Genomic DNA, 18,523 nt, shown 5'->3' with positions numbered 1-18,523 from the left:
GATACCACTCTCAATAAACGCTTAAACGTATCAGCCCTTATTGAGAGTAATATTGAGCAGCATCCTGATTTGCCACTAAAGCGGCAAGCTTGATACTAGTATCGGCAACGGCTGCTAACTCTTTAATCAAAATTGCCGTCACATGGCAAATTGTTGCCGTAACCGCATGAGATTTCAAGAAAAATGGTCATAAAAAAACCAGCGACTTAGCGCTGGCTTTATAACTATTTGAAATCAATCAGAGATTAAGATTCGAATGGATGAACCTTGATGATTGTTTCATTACGATCTGGGCCCGTTGAGATGATATCAACAGGTACACCCGTCAGATCTTCAATACGCTTGATGTAGTCAAGTGCCGCTTTTGGTAGCGCATCAATTGACGTCGCACCGAAGGTGTTTTCAGACCAACCAGGCATGGTTTCGTAAATTGGCGTCGCTTCTTCAAAGGCTTCAGCAGCCATTGGTGACACTTCTAGAATTGAGCCATCTTTCATCTTGTAACCAGTACAGATTTTTAGCTCTTCTAGACCGTCGAGAACGTCAAGTTTGGTCAGACAGAAACCAGAAAGCGAGTTGATTTGAATTGCACGACGCATCGCTACGGCATCAAACCAACCAGTACGGCGTAGACGACCTGTTGTCGCACCAAACTCATGACCAACAGTACCTAAGTGCTTACCTACTGGGTCTTGCTTGTCTAGACCATCGTAGAGTTCTGTCGGGAATGGACCTGAACCAACACGAGTACAGTAAGCTTTGGCAATGCCAAGGATGTAACCGATATGACGAGGACCAAAACCAGAACCTGCTGCAACACCACCTGCGGTAGTGTTAGAAGAAGTTACATACGGGTAAGTACCGTGGTCAATGTCAAGAAGCGTACCTTGTGCGCCTTCAAACATGATTTTATCGCCACGCTTACGTGCTGAATCTAGCTCGTCGGTCACGTCAATAACCATTGAAGTCAACAGTTCAGCATAACCTTTGGCTTGCTCTAGAACGTCATCGTAACTTACTGGCTCAGTTTTGTAGAAGTGCACTAGTTGGAAGTTATGGTATTCCATCACTTCTTTAAGTTTCTCAGCGAACGCTTCCATATCGAATAAGTCACCAACGCGTAGACCGCGACGAGCAACTTTATCTTCATAAGCAGGACCGATACCGCGACCAGTCGTACCAATTGCTTTGCTACCACGAGCAAGTTCGCGCGCTTGGTCCATCGCAATGTGGTATGGAAGAATCAGTGGACATGCTTCAGAAATGAAAAGACGCTCACGTACTGGAATGCCGCGCTCTTCAAGAGGCTTCATTTCTTTCATTAACGCTTCAGGTGAAAGTACAACACCGTTACCGATAATACATTTGATATTATCGCGCAGGATACCTGATGGAATTAAATGAAGAACGGTTTTTTCACCGTCAATGACTAGAGTGTGACCTGCGTTGTGACCGCCTTGGTAGCGAACCACATACTTTGCATCTTCAGTTAAAAGGTCAACAATTTTACCTTTACCTTCGTCACCCCATTGGGTGCCTAGAACGACTACGTTATTTCCCATCTTTCCAGTTCTGATTGCTAATTAAAAATGGATTCTAGCACTGAATCACACTTCTTGCAGTCATTTTTTAAACACACCAACCCTAGTCAAGACTAAATTATTGACTTAGCATAATTTAAGCGCAATTTTTCTACGATTATTCTATTCGTCGGCGTAAATTTTAATGCTTAGCTTGCCAGCAATATCGATACAGGCGCGATACATTCCAGAACTGTTCATCGCAAAGTGAACCTCACCTTGGCTATCAATCGCGATTAAACCGCCTTCGCCACCCATTGCTTTAAGCTCACCCTGGATAACACTTTCACTTGCTACATGAACATCTTGCTGTAAATAGCGCATCCGCGCAGCCACATCGCTCGCCACCGTTTTTCGAATAAAGAATTCGCCCATGCCTGTGGTCGACACCGCCACATTGCCATTTTCGGCATAAGTGCCAGCACCGATAATGGCTGAGTCACCGACACGGCCATATTGCTTATTGGTAATGCCACCAGTACTGGTCGCCGCAGCAAGGTTACCATCTTGGTCAAGAGCTACCGCACCGACAGTACCAAACTTTTTGTCGTCGGGGTATTTCGATTCAGAGAGCGCAAACAACCCCTTTTGTTTCATCGATTGCAGTTGCTCATAACGTCGGTCAGTAAAGAAATAGTCTTGCTCTGTAAATGCATGACCGTGCTCGAAAGCAAACGCCTCGGCACCTTCGCCAATCAGTAGCACATGATGACTTTGGTTCATCACATCACGGGCCAGTTCAATCGGGTTCTTAATATGGCGTACGCCAGCAACCGCACCGGCATCAAGCACTTTGCCATGCATCACAGAGGCATCCATCTCAACCATCTCTTTGTTGGTCAAAACGGAACCTTTACCGGCATTAAAATTGGGCGAGTCTTCTAGCACTTTTACTGCGGCAACCACCGCATCTAACGCATCACCGCCCTGCTCTAACACCTGATGACCACGACGAACCGACTGCTCTAAGTCATCTAAAATAGCGGCTTTCAGCTCGTCGCTCATCTGCTCACGTAAAATTGTCCCTGCGCCGCCATGAATTGCGATGGCAAAAGGTTGCGTCATAGTGTCTATCTCGATAGGAAAACGTCACCCATAAATAACAAAAAAGGCGCCCCTCGCATAGCAGGAAGCGCCTTTTTCAGTCACTCACTAAGCGATTAGTGAGAGCCGCAGCTACCGCCACCGCAGCAGCCTTCTTTTTTCTCTTCACCATGGTCGTGGCCTTCGCCACCACAACAGCCACCTTCGTGGTCATGGTCATGATCGTGACCACAGCCGCCTGCTTGATGCACATGGCCGTGTTCGATCTCTTCTGCTGTTGCTTCACGAAGCGCAATCACTTCAACATCAAACGTCAACGTTTGGCCTGCTAGCATGTGGTTACCATCGACAACCACTTCATCGCCGTCTACTTCTGTTACTTCAACAGGGATCGGACCTTGGTCAGTATCCGCAAGGAAACGCATGCCAACTTCGATTTCTTCAACGCCTTGGAATACTTCAGCAGGAACGCGCTGTACTAGAGCATCGTTGTGCTCACCGTACGCTTCTTCAGGAGAAACAGTCACAGAGAACTTCTCGCCCGCCTCTTTGCCTTCAAGTGCGGTTTCAAGACCTGTGATTAGGTTGTCGTTGCCGTGCAAGTAATCAAGTGGCGCGTCCACTGTCGATTGATCAACAACCGCACCGTCTTCAAGTTTTACTTGGTAAGCAAGACTTACAACTACGTTCTTTTCAATTTTCATATTAACTCCAAGGAGAATTAGGACCCTACTTGATTAAGGTCTGTAAACTTTCTATCGGGGTATTATGGGGATGATTTATAGAAACACAATCAATCTGGTTTAAAAATCCCGATCATTGTTTGTCCGCTGTGTTCGGTTTTATCGACAGTTTGCGGTGTGCGTTGGTCTTGGTGATGACACTCAACACACTCAACTAATTCAATATTATTCTCTATCCACCAACGTAAGGTGTCTTGTGCTGCACATTTAGGGCAACGTGCTCCGGCAATAAATCTTTTTTTCATGTTACAACTCTATTATTGGACTAATCCCAGAAGTTTTTAGCTTGTCGATCGCTTTCTAATTCACGACCGAAAATCTCTTCTAGTTCTTTACGGGCTTCTTTGGCTCTTGAGGCCAATTGTTTATCATCATTATGCTGAGGAAGTAACTCTTTAAGCATCGCATTATCTAATTTTCTGAAGTGCGCTTCTGCACGCTTAGCTTGATAAGGGTGCATGCCCATACTGACTAATGCCTGACGACCTAAGTCGAGCGCGCCTAAGAAGGTTTCTCTTGAGTAATTATCTACCCCATGGCTTAACAGCTGATACGCTTCTACGCGACTGCGTGCACGAGCGAGCAATTTAAGTTGCGGAAAGTGCGTTTGACACAGTTCGATGATTTTCATGATTTCATCTGGTGAGTCGGTACAAATCACCATGGCTTCGGCTTTATCAGCACCCGCCGCACGCAGCAAGTCTAATTGAGTCGCATCACCATAAAAAACCTTGTAGCCGTATTTACGTAACAGCTTAATCTGGCTGGCATCACTCTCTAATACCGTGACCTTGATTTTGTTGGCGTACATTAAACGGCCAATGATCTGACCGAAGCGACCGAAACCGGCAATAATCACGCGTGGCTGCTTGTTGATAACATCACTTTTCAGTTGTGTTTCTGTCTCAATGTTCAGCCGTCTTGCATACCATTTACTTTGCGCCATTAACAGCAGTGGCGTCGTCACCATCGACAAGCTGACCACAACCAATAAAAACGCCGTTTGTTGCTCATCAAGCAGACCTTCGCTGCTTGCGGCGGTAAAGATCACAAAGGCAAATTCCCCGCCTTGACTCAAAATCGCCGCCATTTTGCTACGAGCTTTGTCTCGACTACCGGCGAGCCTTGCCAACACATAAAGAATAAAGCCTTTCACTGCGACCAAAGCAAAGACCGCTGACAGTACCGCGACTGGCTGCAACGCCAGTAACCCTAAGTTGACCGCCATACCAACAGCAATAAAAAACAGCCCAAGCAATAACCCTTTGAACGGTTCGATCGCAATTTCAAGCTCGTGTCGATATTCACTTTCCGCCAGCAGCACACCCGCAAGGAAGGTCCCTAAAGCCATTGATAAACCGATGCGCTCCATCACCAGAGCGATACCAATCACCAATAACAGCGCCGCCACGGTAAACAACTCACGTACACCGCTCAGCACCACATAGCGAAACAGCGGGCGCAGTAAAAAGTGACCACCGAACAGTAAACCGACAACCCCAGCTAGCATCCACAATGCATCTAACCAATCGCCCGCGGTATTCCCCGCCAGTACGGGCAATACCGCCAACATTGGGATCACCGCGATGTCTTGGAACAGCAACACCGCAAAGCCTGACTGACCCGTTTCACTGCCGGCCAAGCCTTGTTCATCAATCACACGTAAAGCAATCGCCGTTGACGAGAGCGCCAACCCCATACCAATCACTAAGCTGGTTTGCCACGATGTCCCGACGGCATAAGCAATGCTCGCGAGGACTAACGTGGTGATCACCACTTGGGCGCCACCTAAACCTAAAATAGGCCCCTTCATTTGCAGCAGTTTTTTCGGGTTAAGCTCCAAACCAATCAAGAACAGCAGCAGCACCACGCCAAACTCAGCAAAATGGAGAATCGCCTCCACATCGCGAATTAAACCCAGCCCCCACGGGCCGATTGCGATGCCAGCTAATAAATAACCGAGCACCGAGCCCAAACCGAGACGCTGAGCTATCGGTACAGCAACGACTGCTGCAGTGAGAAAAATAACACTACTTTGGAGAAAATTACTTTCCACTACCATGAGCTTCTCCTTGTGCCGATTCAAATACCGCCAATGGGTCAAGCAACCAGTGCCGATAAGCCTCCGCGTGTTGATAACGTTCCACTTCATCAACATTGCGCGCCCAATAGAGCACCAGAGGTTCAATCCAATGCATCTGACATAGCGCTGCAGTCAATTCGAAAGGTTGCAGAATTTCGGCCAAGGGATAGCGGTTATAACCACTGCGGCCAAACGCCTCTTGTTTGCCACCGGTAGTAATGACACTACGCCAGTATTTGCCTTTTAGTGCTTCCCCTTTACCAAAGGCGAACCCTTTGCCAAGCACTCTGTCGAGCCACTCTTTCAACAGCGCGGGGCAGGAATACATATAGAGAGGGTGATGAAAAACTATCACGTCATGGCCATCAAGCAACTTTTGCTCGGCGACAACATCGATAAAAAAATCGGGGTAATGCGCATAGAGGTCATGCACAGTAACATGCTCAAGAGACTCTATTTTCTTGATCATCATCTGGTTAGCAACCGACGCCTGTGGCTCAGGGTGAGCGTAAAGCACTAGCACTTTCGGTTTATTTGCGGCTGTCGTCTCCATTCCTTCGACTGCAATCCTTATCTTACTTATATGACTAAGATGATTTTCATCGTTATCAGATTGTTATACGTGGTTCACCAGAATAACGCAATAATCGACATAGTGAGCCAACTGCCCTACTATTCGACCCATCACGAGCAAAGATATAGCAAACATTATGATAACCTTCTCTGGCATCCAACTGCTGCGTGGCGGAAAACCTCTGCTTGAACAGGCCTCAGCAACTATTCAACCGGGCGATAAAGTTGGCCTGGTCGGGAAAAACGGCTGTGGTAAGTCGACCTTATTCGCCCTAATTAAAGATCAACTCTCCATTGATGCTGGCCATTTTTCTAAGCCCGCTCATTGGGAACTGGCTTGGGTCGCGCAAGAGACCCCGGCAATAGAGCGTAGCGCGATTGAATACGTCATAGATGGTGATCGTGAGTACCGTGGCCTCGAAGCGGATCTTGCCAAGGCAGAACAGCAAGACAACGGCACTTTAGTCGCAGAAATTCATGGCAAAATAGAAACCATTGGCGGCTATAGCATTCGTGCCCGTGCGGCAGAACTGCTTGATGGTTTAGGTTTCAGTCAACAGCAAATGAGCTGGAGCTTAACTCAGTTCTCTGGGGGGTGGCGTATGCGTCTCAACCTAGCTCAGGCTCTACTGTGTCGCTCCGACTTATTGCTGCTCGACGAACCTACCAACCACTTGGATTTAGACGCGGTAATGTGGCTTGAACGTTGGCTACAGAACTACCCGGGCACGCTTATCTTGATCTCGCATGACCGTGATTTCCTTGACCCGGTCGTCAACCGTATCATCCATGTTGAAAACCAGCTCCTCAATGAGTACACCGGCAACTACTCGTCTTTTGAAGATCAACGCGCCCAGAAACTGATGCTGCAACAAGCAACGTTTCAGAAGCAGCAAAAGCAAATGGCGCACATGCAAAGCTACATTGACCGCTTTCGCTACAAAGCATCCAAAGCACGCCAGGCGCAAAGTCGCATTAAAGCGCTCGAACGGATGGAAAAAGTGCTACCTGCGCAATTTGATAATCCATTTAGCTTTGAGTTTCGCAAGCCCGATGCGTTGCCAAACCCGATCATTATGATGGATGAAGTCAGCGCTGGTTACGATGACACCCTGATCTTAGAAAAGATCCGCCTTAACTTGGTGCCCGGCAGTCGCATTGGTCTACTTGGTCGCAATGGCGCTGGTAAATCAACCTTAATCAAAATGCTCTCACGCGATCTCAAACCACAAGGTGGCGATCTCACTTATTCGCAAGGGGTTAAGATTGGTTACTTTGCTCAGCATCAACTTGAGACACTGCATCCAGAAGAGACGCCGTTGCAACATATGATGCAAATCGCCCCCGATAAGAATGAGCTGGAATTACGCAACTATCTAGGCAGTTTTGGGTTCCAAGGTGAAAAAGCACTTGAGAAAGTCGCGCCATTCTCGGGCGGCGAAAAAGCGCGCTTGGTTCTGGCACTGATCGTGTGGCAAAAACCGAACCTATTACTGCTCGATGAGCCAACCAACCACCTTGATCTCGACATGCGTCAAGCGCTGACTTTCGCTCTGCAAACCTTTGAAGGGGCAATGGTTATCGTCTCGCACGATCGCTATTTACTGCGAGCCACTACCGACGACCTCTACCTAGTCCATGACCGTCAAGTCGCGCCCTTTGATGGTGACCTTAACGACTACTATAAATGGCTAACTGAGCAGCAAAAGCAAGAGCGTCGCGACGCCCAAGCCGATCTACCTGAAAAAGACTCAACCAATAGCGCGGCGGCGAAAAAAGAGCAAAAACGCCGTGAAGCTGAGTTTCGTAAACAAACGGCACCAATTCGCAAGAACCTGACAAAACTGGAAGCGAAAATGGATAAGTTAGGGGCAACATTGGCCGAGGCTGAAACTCAGCTCTCTGACAACTCACTTTATCAAGCCGAAAATAAAGCTAAACTTAATCAAGTACTCGCTAGTCAAGCCAACAGTAAAAGCGCGCTTGAAGAAGTCGAGATGGAATGGATGGCAATCCAAGAGCAACTAGAACAGATGGAACTGGAGTTCGATAATCAATGAGTTCAGAGCACGTTAAAATTTCTCTAACACTAGAAAGGCTATGGCAATTCAGCTTGCAATACTACAGTGTGCGAGAAGTAAAATCAGCGTGCTTAACTTTACAAAATCAGTACAAAGGTAACGTCAATCTGCTGCTCCTTCTAAAATGGCTTGATGAGCAGCAGGTGAGTTTTTCAGAGCAAGATTGGCACCATATTGAAGAGTGTCTTGGGCGCAGTGAAGCGTTATTGCTCAACTATCGTGAACTGAGGCGAAAGCTTAAATTCCACCTCCCTGATACTCTCTACCGCGAATCACTTCAATTTGAGTTGCAACTCGAAAAGCAGCAGCAATCTGATCTGGTCGATTGCGTTAACAGTATCACACTGCAGGTTAATCACAGTGAACCGTTAGCCCTGCGCTACTGTCGTCAACTTGGCGGAGAACCGCTCTATTCAGTGTTCGCTCAACCTGTCGATAAACGAGCTAACCCCTAGAGAAACCACATGACTCAATTTGTTGCGGCTAAAGGATTAGCCAACCCGCACCTGCAAACACTCGTCCCGCGCTTTATTCGTAAAAAGGCGTTGTTTGAGCCCGTGTGGCAAACCTTAGATACTCCAGATGGGGACTTTCTTGATATCGCTTGGAGCGAACCGATGACCTCACAAGCGTCCCAACACAAACCTCTGTTTGTGTTGTTTCACGGTTTGGAAGGATGTTTCTACAGTCCGTACACTAACGGCTTAATGAACGCCTTTGCCCAGCAGGGTTGGCGTGCGGTCATGATGCACTTTCGCGGCTGCGGTGGTAAACCCAATAAGCTTGCACGCGCCTACCATTCGGGCGAGATAGAAGACGCGCGTTTCTTCCTCGAATACCTTGATGAGCTTTTCCCGCACCAGACTAAAATAGCCGTGGGCATCTCTTTGGGCGGCAATATGTTGGCCAACTATCTGGCTCAATATCGAGATGAACCACTGCTTGATGCGGCAACCATCGTCTCAGCACCATTAGATTTATCCTCTTGTTCAAAGCGCATAGAGCAAGGCTTTTCTAAGCTGTACAAAAACTACTTACTCGCTTCGCTGAAAAAGAGCGCGCTACAAAAACATCATCTGTTAAAAGGCGAGCTTGGTCTTAGTTACCAACATATCAAGCGAGTCACTAAACTGTATGAGTTTGATGACCTGATCACCGCACCACTGCACGGATTTAAAGATGCTCAAGACTACTACCAGCAGTGTTCAGGTATTCATCGCCTCAAACAGATTCAACTGCCAACCCAGATTATTCATGCCAAAGACGATCCGTTTATGACCGAGGCGGTCATTCCTAAATACGTGCTGCCAGAAAACATCGACTATCGGCTTTTTGACCAAGGCGGACATGTCGGATTTGTCAGCGGCAGCGCACTCAAACCGCGCTTTTGGCTTGAAGAGGCTCTGCCCGCCTACTATCAAAGTTTGGCAGTTTCAGCATAATCGCGCCTTATTCCATTTCCGAGCATAAAGTAACGAGGTATTTATGATCGTTCCATGGCAACAAATCGATCCACAAACGCTAGACAATCTTATCCGTGAGTTCATCTTGCGTGAAGGCACGGATTACGGCGATGTGGAAATTTCTCTGCAAGACAAAATCGACCAAATCAAAACCCAGCTTGAATCCGGCGAGGCCGTTGTGGTTTTTTCAGAGCTGCATGAAACGGTTGATATTCAACTCAGACGCCAACTTTAGCTTTTAAAGCACATCATACCGTGACGCTAAGTTAAAGCATGGTATAGTGGTAAGCGTATACAGGATAGTTATTTACAGACAAGGTTTGTCATGTCAGCAAAACACCCAATTATTGCCGTAACTGGTTCCTCCGGAGCTGGAACGACAACAACATCAGAAGCGTTCCGTAAAATGTTCAACATGATGAGCATTAAACCCGCTTGGATTGAAGGGGATAGCTTCCACCGTTTTACCCGTCCAGAGATGGACGTCGAAATACGCAAAGCACGTGAACAAGGTCGCCACATCAGTTACTTTGGCCCACAAGCGAATGATTTTGGTGCCATCGCCGAGTTCTTTCGTAAGTATGGCCAAGAAGGGATAGGCCAGATGCGTCGTTACCTGCATACCTTCGATGAAGCAGTGCCTTATAATCAAATGCCCGGCACCTTCACCCCTTGGCAAGATCTTCCGGAAAATTCAGACGTTCTCTTTTATGAAGGTTTGCACGGTGGCGTGGTCGATGGTGAAGTCAACGTCGCGCAACATGTCGATTTCCTAATTGGAATGGTGCCGATCGTCAACTTAGAGTGGATTCAAAAGTTTGTTCGTGATACTCGCGATCGCGGCCACTCACGAGAAGCGGTGATGGATTCGATTGTTCGTTCAATGGACGACTATCTGAACTACATTACTCCGCAGTTTTCGCGCACCCACATTAACTTTCAACGTGTCCCTACGGTCGACACCTCCAACCCGCTCAACGCTAAAGGCATTCCAAGTTTAGATGAGAGTTTTGTCGTCATTCGATTACGTGGTATCAAGAATGTCGACTTCCCTTATTTACTCGCCATGATCGATGGCTCATTTATGTCACGCCATAACACACTGGTTGTGCCAGGCGGTAAAATGAGTTTCGCCATGGAGCTAATTGTCAGGCCGATCCTGCAACAATTAATTGAAACTGGAAAAATTGGCTAGAGCTCACAGCTAAAACACGATTACTTTTCATACCGTGATCATGTGCACATTTTTGTATAGTAAAACCTTATCCGGAACCGATTAAAATCAAGAAATCGTTTTCGAAAAAGGATACTATTTGTTACCGAAACACAAGTTGGCTTGCAGCATTTATAAAGTGCTCTTATCCTAGCAAGTCTTAATCTAAGGCTTAGCTACAACATGGAAAGCAGCAAGCATACCCTGCAGAGGAAGTGAGATATTATGGTTCTAGGTAAACCTCAAACCGATCCAACATTAGAATGGTTTCTTTCACATTGTCATATTCATAAGTACCCATCAAAAAGCACGCTGATCCATGCGGGCGAAAAAGCAGAAACTTTGTACTACATCGTAAAAGGTTCTGTGGCGGTACTTATCAAGGATGAAGAAGGTAAAGAAATGATTCTTTCTTACCTCAACCAAGGCGACTTTATTGGCGAACTTGGCTTGTTCGAAGAAGATCAAGAACGTACCGCATGGGTTCGAGCAAAATCTCCTTGTGAAGTCGCGGAGATTTCATTCAAGAAATTCCGTCAGCTAATTCAAGTTAACCCAGACATCTTAATGCGTCTGTCAGCGCAAATGGCAAGTCGTCTACAAGTGACAAGCCAAAAAGTCGGTGACCTTGCGTTCCTAGACGTTACTGGCCGTATCGCGCAAACGCTACTTAACCTTGCAAAACAACCTGATGCGATGACTCACCCAGACGGTATGCAAATCAAGATCACTCGTCAGGAAATCGGCCAAATTGTTGGTTGTTCTCGTGAGACTGTAGGTCGTATCTTGAAGATGCTTGAAGAGCAAAACTTAATTTCTGCCCACGGCAAAACTATTGTTGTGTACGGCACACGTTAATCTCAATTAACGTTTAGAAATGTTAAAAGCCATCAATGTTTCCATTGATGGCTTTTTATTTTTTTGGACTCATGTCATTCCAGAAGTAACGGACAAGCTCTACGGAATGTGGGCTTTGAGTGTGTGGTGATTAGATTCTGAATCACGCTCGTGCCTCGCTGTTTAGAATGACACTGGCTATCACGACTTATTGATAGCAGAATGACTAGCCATTCGTACTCTCGAAAATCTTATCAGCTGATGCCGCAACAAACCCCGGGTAAAGTTCACCATTGCTCATCGGATAGCGCTTAGCAAACTCATAGAAACCGCCCGGTATAACTTGAGCACCATCGGCAAAATCGACCGACACTTTGTCAGCCATGGTCGACGATTGCTCAAGCAGTACTTCTGGAGAGCCTTTCACTTCACCGCCAAATTCATTGATAGTGAAGCCCGATTGACGCAAATGGTCATTGACCGCCGTCACTTCATCAAATGCCTTCAACTGATTAACGCTGACAGTAAAGTGATTGGCACCATATCCATGCGCGGCCAGCCATGAGGCATACTCACTCTCAGTCGCAAGCGTTTGATAATCGGCAAAACTTAAATCCCATAAACGCCCACCATACAAGAACTCATGACCTTTTAGCTTACTGTGATCCAATTGCTCAACCAGCTTAGCCACGATCGTTTGCAGCGACTCAGAACACTCTTCTACTTTCAGCTCACTGATAAAGACCTTAGGCTGTTTTGGGTCGGGGTGTTCAAAGTGTTTAGCCACCAGCTTTTTACTTTCAAACAGGTAGTCACCACACGGCGTATAACCGATATCCAAAAATGGCTGCGCTAGCGTTGCAATGCCCAAAGGCGCAACATTAAACGTTCGCAGCGCAATATGATCGTTGATCAATGCTTCGTCTTCTTGCAGCAATTGATGCACTTTTTCAGCAGATGGACACAAGCGTTGAATATAGTCATTCCATAACGATTGGAATAAAACATCTGGCGTCATAACGCCTCCTTGTTGGGGTTGTTTACGTTGTGAGTATCAATAAAAAAAGGCTATCGGACCGACATGTCCAGCGAGTCAATCCGATAGCCTTGAGCCTGTGACGTTGTAGGCCCCGATATCGGGGCAACAAGGGAATCCCTTATTATTAATATTATTATGGAGTTACAGTTCAACACCTGGGCTCAACGTCGCGGGAAGCACGGTCGCCTCCCCTTCCATTGAAGCCATAGGGTAAGCGCAGTAATCCGCGGCGTAAAAAGCACTAGGGCGCAAATTACCTGACGCACCCGGACCGCCAAATGGCGCGTCACCGCTTGCTCCCGTAAGTTGACGATTACGGTTAACAATCCCGGCACGAATATGATCGACAAAATAATCCCACTCGCTATCTTGGGTTGAGACTAAGCCTGCAGACAGACCAAAACGGGTATCGTTGGCAAGCTCGACCGCTTGTTCAAGCGTCTGATAACGAACCAGTTGCAGAAGTGGACCAAAGTACTCTTCATCTGGCAGTTGCTCAATCGCCGTCGCGTCAATGATGCCAGGAGAAACAAACGCCGCTTCGCCCGCTTTCGCTTCCACTAAGCTTACGCCACCAAGCTGTTGTAAATTCGCTTGGGCATTGAGAATAAAGTCTGCGGCCGCTTTAGAAATTTGTGGACCCATAAAAGGGGCAGGTTCAGCGAATGGTTGATCAACACGAATTTTCTGCGTAGCTTCGACCAACTTGCTAACCAGGATATCGCCTTTTTCACCAACCGGAACATACAGTCGACGAGCACAGGTACAGCGTTGACCAGCACTGATGAAAGCTGACTGGATAATGGTGTAAACCGTCGCATCAACCTCACCATAATGTTCAGAGATCACCATCGGGTTGTTGCCGCCCATCTCTAGTGCCAACATCTTATCCGGTTGACCAGCAAATTGGCGATGCAAGATATGCCCCGTATTAGCACTGCCGGTAAACAGCACGCCATCGATACCTTTGGCGTCAGCAAGCGCAATACCGGTCTCTTTGGCACCTTGAACTAGGTTGATAACCCCTTTAGGCAGGCCGGCTTGCTCCCAAAGCTTCATGGCAAACTCACCGGTTAACGGCGTTTGCTCAGAAGGTTTAAATACCACGGTATTACCCGCGAGCAACGCTGGGACAATGTGACCATTAGGTAAGTGGCCTGGAAAATTATACGGACCAAATACCGCCATCACCCCCAGTGGACGGTGGCGCAGTACAATTTGATTGCCCGCCGCTTCACGCTGTGACTCACCAGTACGCTCGTGGTAAGCACGGATAGAAATCGCAATTTTTCCGGCCATTGCTGCCGCTTCAGTGCGCGTTTCCCAAATCGGTTTACCGGTTTCTTTGGCAATGATTTCAGCGATATGTTCGCTGTTGTTTTTTACTTGTTGTGCAAAGGCCAGTACCACGGCTTCACGTTCTGCGAAGCTGAGTTTTTTCCAACTCAAAAACGCTGTGCGCGCAGCACTGACTGCGGCATCAACTTGAGCCGGAGTGGCGCTGTCGCCTTGCCAAACCACCTCATTGTTGTATGGGCTTAGTGAATCGATTGGCTCGCCTTGTCCTGCGACCCACTCTCCTGCAATCCAATGTGTCATTACTCTATCCTTTGTTTACTGAGGCAACATACGCACGAAATCACCATCACTGACGTGCAGCGCTTGAGCTACCGCTGGTGAGATAATCACAGAGCCAGACTCTTTGTCATACGCGGCTTTGGCTGCGGTGGCGCGGAAGTTTTCAAATGAAGTGTTTGAGATCAGGCAGTCTTGCGAGCTACTGTGCTCAGCCACGGTGACTTTAGCGCGGATCGAGTGACGCACCGACTCGATATGACGCACGTCACACTCAACCGTTGGGCCACCATCGAAGATGTCGACGTAGTTACGACAGGTGAAGCCTTCTTTTTCTAACAGTCTCAGTGCTGGTTTGGTGTTGTCATGTACTTGACCAATCACCGCTTGCGCCTCTTTGCTCAGCAAGTTGATGTAAATCGGTAGTTTTGGCATCAAATCAGCAATAAAGCCTTTCTTACCAATTCCGGTCAAATAGTCGGCCATGGTGAAATCAATCGAGAAGAAGTGCTCTTGCAGCCACTGCCAAAATGGTGAGTTTCCGTCTTCATCAGAGACACCACGCATCTCCGCAAACACCGTTTTCGAGAAACGATGCGGGTGCTCTGCCATCATCAGGAAGCGACATTTCGACATCAAACGGCCATTTAGCCCCTGACGAAATGAAGGGCGTAAAAACAGGGTGCAGATTTCACTGCAACCTGTGTAGTTGTTACCAAAAGTCAGTAGCTTGACCGTGTTATTAACACCCAATTTGGCTGACGAGTGCACGATGGTGCTAATGTGGTACGAATAGAAAGGGACGTCCCAGCCTATTGATGCTTCAATGCCAGTACAGCCAGCCACCTCATCGGTTTCGCTGTCATAACCGACCATAAGGTAACCTTCGTCCCCTGGTTGACTCACGTTCGGCTTGGCGAAACTGTATTCTGAATGAGTAATACGATTGGTTAACAGTTCTTCGTTAACCGGTAGAGATGTGAATCCGTGACCAGATTCAACGGCACATGTGTGCAGCGCGTCGTAATCCGACAGTGCGATAGGGCGAACAACCAGCATCTATACTTCCCTCCTGATGCAGGATACCAATGCGACCGTTCATCTGCTCGTCCTTGCTGAACACATGAACGGTAGCACTGGTATAGGGAGGCTTATTAAATTATAAGCCTCCGATATTGTTATTAATTATTCAACTAGCGTTGCTAGAGCTTTATCTAGACGAGCTAATCCTTGTTGGATTTCTTCTTTGGTGATCACCAGTGATGGTGTGAAACGAACCACGTTTGCACCGGCAACCAGTACCATCAAACCTTCTTTGCCCGCCGCGACTAATACATCACGGGCGCGGCCTTGCCATTGTTCGTTGAGCGCGGCGCCTAATAGCAGGCCTTTACCACGGATTTCAGCAAACATGTTGTATTTATCATTAAGCTTAGCCAGACCTTCGCGGAACAGAGCTTCACGCTCAGCAACGCCCGCCAGCGTCTCTGGGGCGCTAACGATATCGACGACAGCTTCAGCCACAGCACAAGCCAGTGGGTTCCCGCCATAAGTCGAGCCATGCGTGCCTACTTTTAGGTGCTCAGCCAGTTTCTCTGTCGTTAGCATAGCGCCAATCGGGAAACCGCCGCCAAGCGATTTTGCTGTGCTTAGGATATCTGGCGTGATGCCAAGACCTTGATAGGCATAGAAATGCCCCGTACGGCCGTTACCGGTTTGCACTTCATCAAAAATAAGCAGTGCATTGTGTTTGTCACATAACTCACGCACGGTTTGCACGAATTCATCCGTCGGGGCAATGATGCCACCTTCGCCTTGCAGCGGTTCCATCATAATGGCACAAGTGCGATCAGAGATGTGCTCACGCAGCGCATCAACATCGTTGTAAGGCAAGTGAGTCACGTCACCCGGTTTCGGGCCAAAACCATCAGAGTAAGTCGACTGACCACCAACCGTTACAGTAAAGAATGTGCGGCCATGGAAACCTTGTTGAAAGGCGATAATTTCTGATTTTTCAGGGCCAAATTTGTCAACCGCATAACGGCGAGCCAGTTTCAAAGCGGCTTCGTTCGCTTCAGCGCCAGAGTTCGCAAAGAACACTTTCTCGGCAAAGCTGATTTCAGTAAGTTTTTTCGCAAGACGCAGCGCAGGCTCGTTAGTCATGACGTTACTAAGGTGCCAAAGTTTGTTGCCTTGCTCAGTTAAAGCGTTAACCATCGCAGGGTGACAATGACCCAAGCAGCTCACGGCAATACCACCAGCAAAATCGATGTATTCGTTACCTTGCTGGTCCCAAACGCGAGCACCCTCGCCTTTTACTGGGATCATTTCCATTGGGTTATAACAAGGTACCATTACCTCATCAAACAAACCGCGTTCTACATTCATTTCTACAGTCATTGCACATTCCCTCTCGATACCGCATGCATAGCGAATATGGTGTCCTTACTTCGATTCAATGAAATAAGATATTGTTTTGCTTGTTAGCAATTACGGCATTGTATTTACATTTAATTAACCATTTCAATAGTGATTTGTTCTTTTTGGCAACCGCTATGAAGCCGAATAACCACCACCGTTGAGTATTTATGCATCATGCCATCGCTTTTATGAAGCAATATATTCTTATAACAAAGATAAGCTTAGGTTAATCATAGTCTCAATAAGGGCTTGAGCGTAGGCGTCACAAACTCTGCGCATACTTTTTCACAAAATATCCGCCAGCTGAATTATGAAAGAAATGTTAAGAAAGGTGATCTTGCTCAGGCTTTGTCGCCCACCGAAAACTTACAAATGCTGTTTTAAAGCGCGCTTCGAGCGATAAAGTTGGCAAGGATTTGGTGACCCTGCTCTGTTTTAATCGACTCTGGATGAAACTGAACCGCATCAATGGGTAAGGTTTTATGTTGGTAACCCATAATTTCATCCATCGAGCCATCAGCCAGTTCCGTCCAAGCCGTCAGTTCGAAGCAATCGGGTAACGTGCCATTTTTTACCACCAGTGAGTGGTAACGGGTGACCGTCAGCGGATTATTCAGACCAGCAAAGACACTGCGATTGTTATGGCGAATCGGTGAGGTTTTACCATGCATCACTTGGCGCGCTCGCACCACTTGACCACCAAACACCTGTGCAATCGCCTGATGGCCCAAACAGACGCCAAGAATCGGCAATTTACCGGCAAAATGTTCAATCGCGGAGAGTGAAATACCAGCTTCGTTAGGCGTACACGGCCCAGGAGAGATCACTAAGTGACTGGGCTTAAGTTGGCTGATGCCGGCAATATCGATCTCATCGTTGCGCACCACTTTGACCTCTGCGCCTAACTCACAGAAGTACTGATAAAGGTTGTAAGTAAACGAATCGTAGTTATCGATGATTAACAGCATGACATCACAACAGGTGTTGATAAATTTCCATATAGGGACGGTATTGTGCCGCACCCGCTTGGAAAGGCAAGTGGAAAGTCAGTAATTGACCCTGTGCATACCATCAATGAATCTTTCGTTACTTTATAAGCCGGATGTAAGCAGCGTTGTTACAATCTGATCCTTGGTAGTTATGAACCCAGATTTTAGCTCCAGTAGTAAACGCCGTTAGTGCTGTCGCGTAGGCACGTTTGTGAATCTCGTTAGAGGAGGTCGCACTGCGAGGAAAAGTAATAACATTGGGACATACACCTTCACCGCCTTCAATCCAAATAGTAAAAATATCCTGATTAGAACTGGTGTTAGCAATCGATGTTATGGTTGCGCCTTTGACTAGATATGTGCCTGCTGCATTGGCAGAAAACGCAAAAAGCATCAACAGAAAACCAATATATTTCATCCCGCGAACTACCTGTAATTGATTGCGTATAATTTACACCAATGACCGCGGCTTCCCTTCCATTTCTCACTTTGTGCAGGTAAGCCGGAAATCACAACCGGACTTTTTGCTTGATAAGCCGCGATGATCATACTTAAGTTGGCTTCAAACCCGGGGTCTCCCTTATTGATCCAATAGCCATAGCATTCTTTAATTGGCTTCTCGATACGAAAAGTCACATCCCCTGCGCCATATTGATTGTAGGAAATGACAGAAGAGATATAAGTTACCTCTGACCCGATATAGCTTGCGGCCATAACAGGCATAGCCAGTAAAAGTATCAGAGCGAGTAGGTTGCATCGTTTAAAGTTCATACTAATTTCTCAAAATATGTAAGTAACTGGCTTTGCACTTAGTATCTGACTCATCAAAATAAAGGTTGATCCTATTCTGCGAGCTTAGTGCTGCCAATAAAGTGGCGTAGA

At 47.1% G+C, this 18,523-nt stretch carries 19 protein-coding genes; 6 read left to right on the top strand and 13 right to left on the bottom strand.

Going from position 1 to position 18,523, the window contains the following annotated elements; translation table 11 throughout:
* Positions 1-245: 245 nt before the first annotated feature.
* From BS19_RS10445 to kefG, 6 genes are all read right to left on the bottom strand, one after another.
* Positions 246-1,562, bottom strand: coding sequence for an adenylosuccinate synthase (locus tag BS19_RS10445; protein WP_038175160.1), 1,317 nt, complete (start codon positions 1,560-1,562; stop codon positions 246-248).
* A gap of 141 nt (positions 1,563-1,703) precedes the next feature.
* Positions 1,704-2,645 (bottom strand): isoaspartyl peptidase/L-asparaginase family protein, encoded by a 942-nt coding sequence (locus BS19_RS10440; RefSeq protein ID WP_038175159.1) that lies wholly within the window; start codon positions 2,643-2,645, stop codon positions 1,704-1,706.
* A gap of 95 nt (positions 2,646-2,740) precedes the next feature.
* The gene (gene slyD / locus BS19_RS10435) at positions 2,741-3,328 is read right to left on the bottom strand and encodes a peptidylprolyl isomerase (protein WP_038175157.1); all 588 of its coding nucleotides are present in this window, start codon (positions 3,326-3,328) and stop codon (positions 2,741-2,743) included.
* Positions 3,329-3,417: 89 nt separating this feature from the next.
* The gene (locus tag BS19_RS10430; protein WP_038175155.1) at positions 3,418-3,612 is read right to left on the bottom strand and encodes a YheV family putative zinc ribbon protein; all 195 of its coding nucleotides are present in this window, start codon (positions 3,610-3,612) and stop codon (positions 3,418-3,420) included.
* Positions 3,613-3,632: 20 nt separating this feature from the next.
* The gene (gene kefB / locus BS19_RS10425) at positions 3,633-5,429 is read right to left on the bottom strand and encodes a glutathione-regulated potassium-efflux system protein KefB (RefSeq protein WP_038175154.1); all 1,797 of its coding nucleotides are present in this window, start codon (positions 5,427-5,429) and stop codon (positions 3,633-3,635) included.
* Positions 5,413-6,003, bottom strand: a complete 591-nt coding sequence (kefG, locus tag BS19_RS10420; protein WP_038175153.1) for a glutathione-regulated potassium-efflux system ancillary protein KefG — start codon at positions 6,001-6,003, stop codon at positions 5,413-5,415. The genes kefB and kefG overlap by 17 nt, the downstream gene beginning before the upstream one ends.
* A 157-nt stretch (positions 6,004-6,160) precedes the next feature.
* Between kefG and BS19_RS10415 the strand changes: the two genes are divergently transcribed.
* The 6 genes from BS19_RS10415 to crp all read left to right on the top strand — a co-directional run bounded on the left by BS19_RS10415 (position 6,161) and on the right by crp (position 11,638).
* A complete protein-coding gene (locus BS19_RS10415; RefSeq protein WP_038175151.1) occupies positions 6,161-8,083 on the top strand; it encodes an ABC transporter ATP-binding protein in 1,923 nt (640 codons plus the stop codon).
* Positions 8,080-8,559 carry a TIGR02444 family protein gene (locus BS19_RS10410; protein WP_038175150.1) on the top strand — a complete coding sequence of 160 codons (480 nt, stop codon included), beginning with the start codon at positions 8,080-8,082 and terminating at the stop codon, positions 8,557-8,559. Before BS19_RS10415 ends, BS19_RS10410 begins: the two co-directional genes overlap by 4 nt.
* A 9-nt stretch (positions 8,560-8,568) precedes the next feature.
* A complete protein-coding gene (locus tag BS19_RS10405; protein ID WP_038175148.1) occupies positions 8,569-9,546 on the top strand; it encodes a hydrolase in 978 nt (325 codons plus the stop codon).
* A gap of 43 nt (positions 9,547-9,589) precedes the next feature.
* Positions 9,590-9,802, top strand: coding sequence for a YheU family protein (locus BS19_RS10400; protein ID WP_038175146.1), 213 nt, complete (start codon positions 9,590-9,592; stop codon positions 9,800-9,802).
* A gap of 90 nt (positions 9,803-9,892) precedes the next feature.
* Entirely contained in the window at positions 9,893-10,762 is an 870-nt protein-coding gene (locus BS19_RS10395; RefSeq protein WP_038175145.1) for a phosphoribulokinase, read from the top strand.
* 243 nt (positions 10,763-11,005) lie between these two features.
* The gene (crp, locus tag BS19_RS10390) at positions 11,006-11,638 is read left to right on the top strand and encodes a cAMP-activated global transcriptional regulator CRP (RefSeq protein ID WP_004410522.1); all 633 of its coding nucleotides are present in this window, start codon (positions 11,006-11,008) and stop codon (positions 11,636-11,638) included.
* 205 nt (positions 11,639-11,843) lie between these two features.
* Here the strand turns inward: crp and BS19_RS10385 are convergent, their stop codons facing one another.
* The 7 genes from BS19_RS10385 to BS19_RS10355 all read right to left on the bottom strand — a co-directional run bounded on the left by BS19_RS10385 (position 11,844) and on the right by BS19_RS10355 (position 18,412).
* Positions 11,844-12,635, bottom strand: coding sequence for a DUF1338 domain-containing protein (locus BS19_RS10385; RefSeq protein ID WP_038175143.1), 792 nt, complete (start codon positions 12,633-12,635; stop codon positions 11,844-11,846).
* 162 nt (positions 12,636-12,797) lie between these two features.
* Complete coding sequence (gene astD / locus BS19_RS10380) at positions 12,798-14,255, bottom strand: succinylglutamate-semialdehyde dehydrogenase (RefSeq protein ID WP_038175142.1); 1,458 nt, start codon at positions 14,253-14,255, stop codon at positions 12,798-12,800.
* A gap of 15 nt (positions 14,256-14,270) precedes the next feature.
* Complete coding sequence (astA, locus tag BS19_RS10375; RefSeq protein ID WP_038175141.1) at positions 14,271-15,290, bottom strand: arginine N-succinyltransferase; 1,020 nt, start codon at positions 15,288-15,290, stop codon at positions 14,271-14,273.
* A 126-nt stretch (positions 15,291-15,416) separates the two neighbouring features.
* Positions 15,417-16,631, bottom strand: a complete 1,215-nt coding sequence (locus BS19_RS10370) for an aspartate aminotransferase family protein (protein ID WP_038175139.1) — start codon at positions 16,629-16,631, stop codon at positions 15,417-15,419.
* A gap of 401 nt (positions 16,632-17,032) precedes the next feature.
* Positions 17,033-17,620, bottom strand: a complete 588-nt coding sequence (locus BS19_RS10365; protein WP_038175138.1) for an aminodeoxychorismate/anthranilate synthase component II — start codon at positions 17,618-17,620, stop codon at positions 17,033-17,035.
* Positions 17,621-17,738: 118 nt separating this feature from the next.
* Complete coding sequence (locus BS19_RS10360; protein WP_038175137.1) at positions 17,739-18,059, bottom strand: DUF5992 family protein; 321 nt, start codon at positions 18,057-18,059, stop codon at positions 17,739-17,741.
* Positions 18,060-18,067: 8 nt separating this feature from the next.
* Positions 18,068-18,412 carry a hypothetical protein gene (locus BS19_RS10355; protein ID WP_038175135.1) on the bottom strand — a complete coding sequence of 115 codons (345 nt, stop codon included), beginning with the start codon at positions 18,410-18,412 and terminating at the stop codon, positions 18,068-18,070.
* Positions 18,413-18,523 lie beyond the last annotated feature (111 nt).

Source organism: Vibrio pacinii DSM 19139 (genome assembly GCF_000711795.1).
GTDB classification, from domain to species: domain Bacteria; phylum Pseudomonadota; class Gammaproteobacteria; order Enterobacterales; family Vibrionaceae; genus Vibrio; species Vibrio pacinii.
This window is presented reverse-complemented; position numbering and strand designations above follow the sequence as displayed.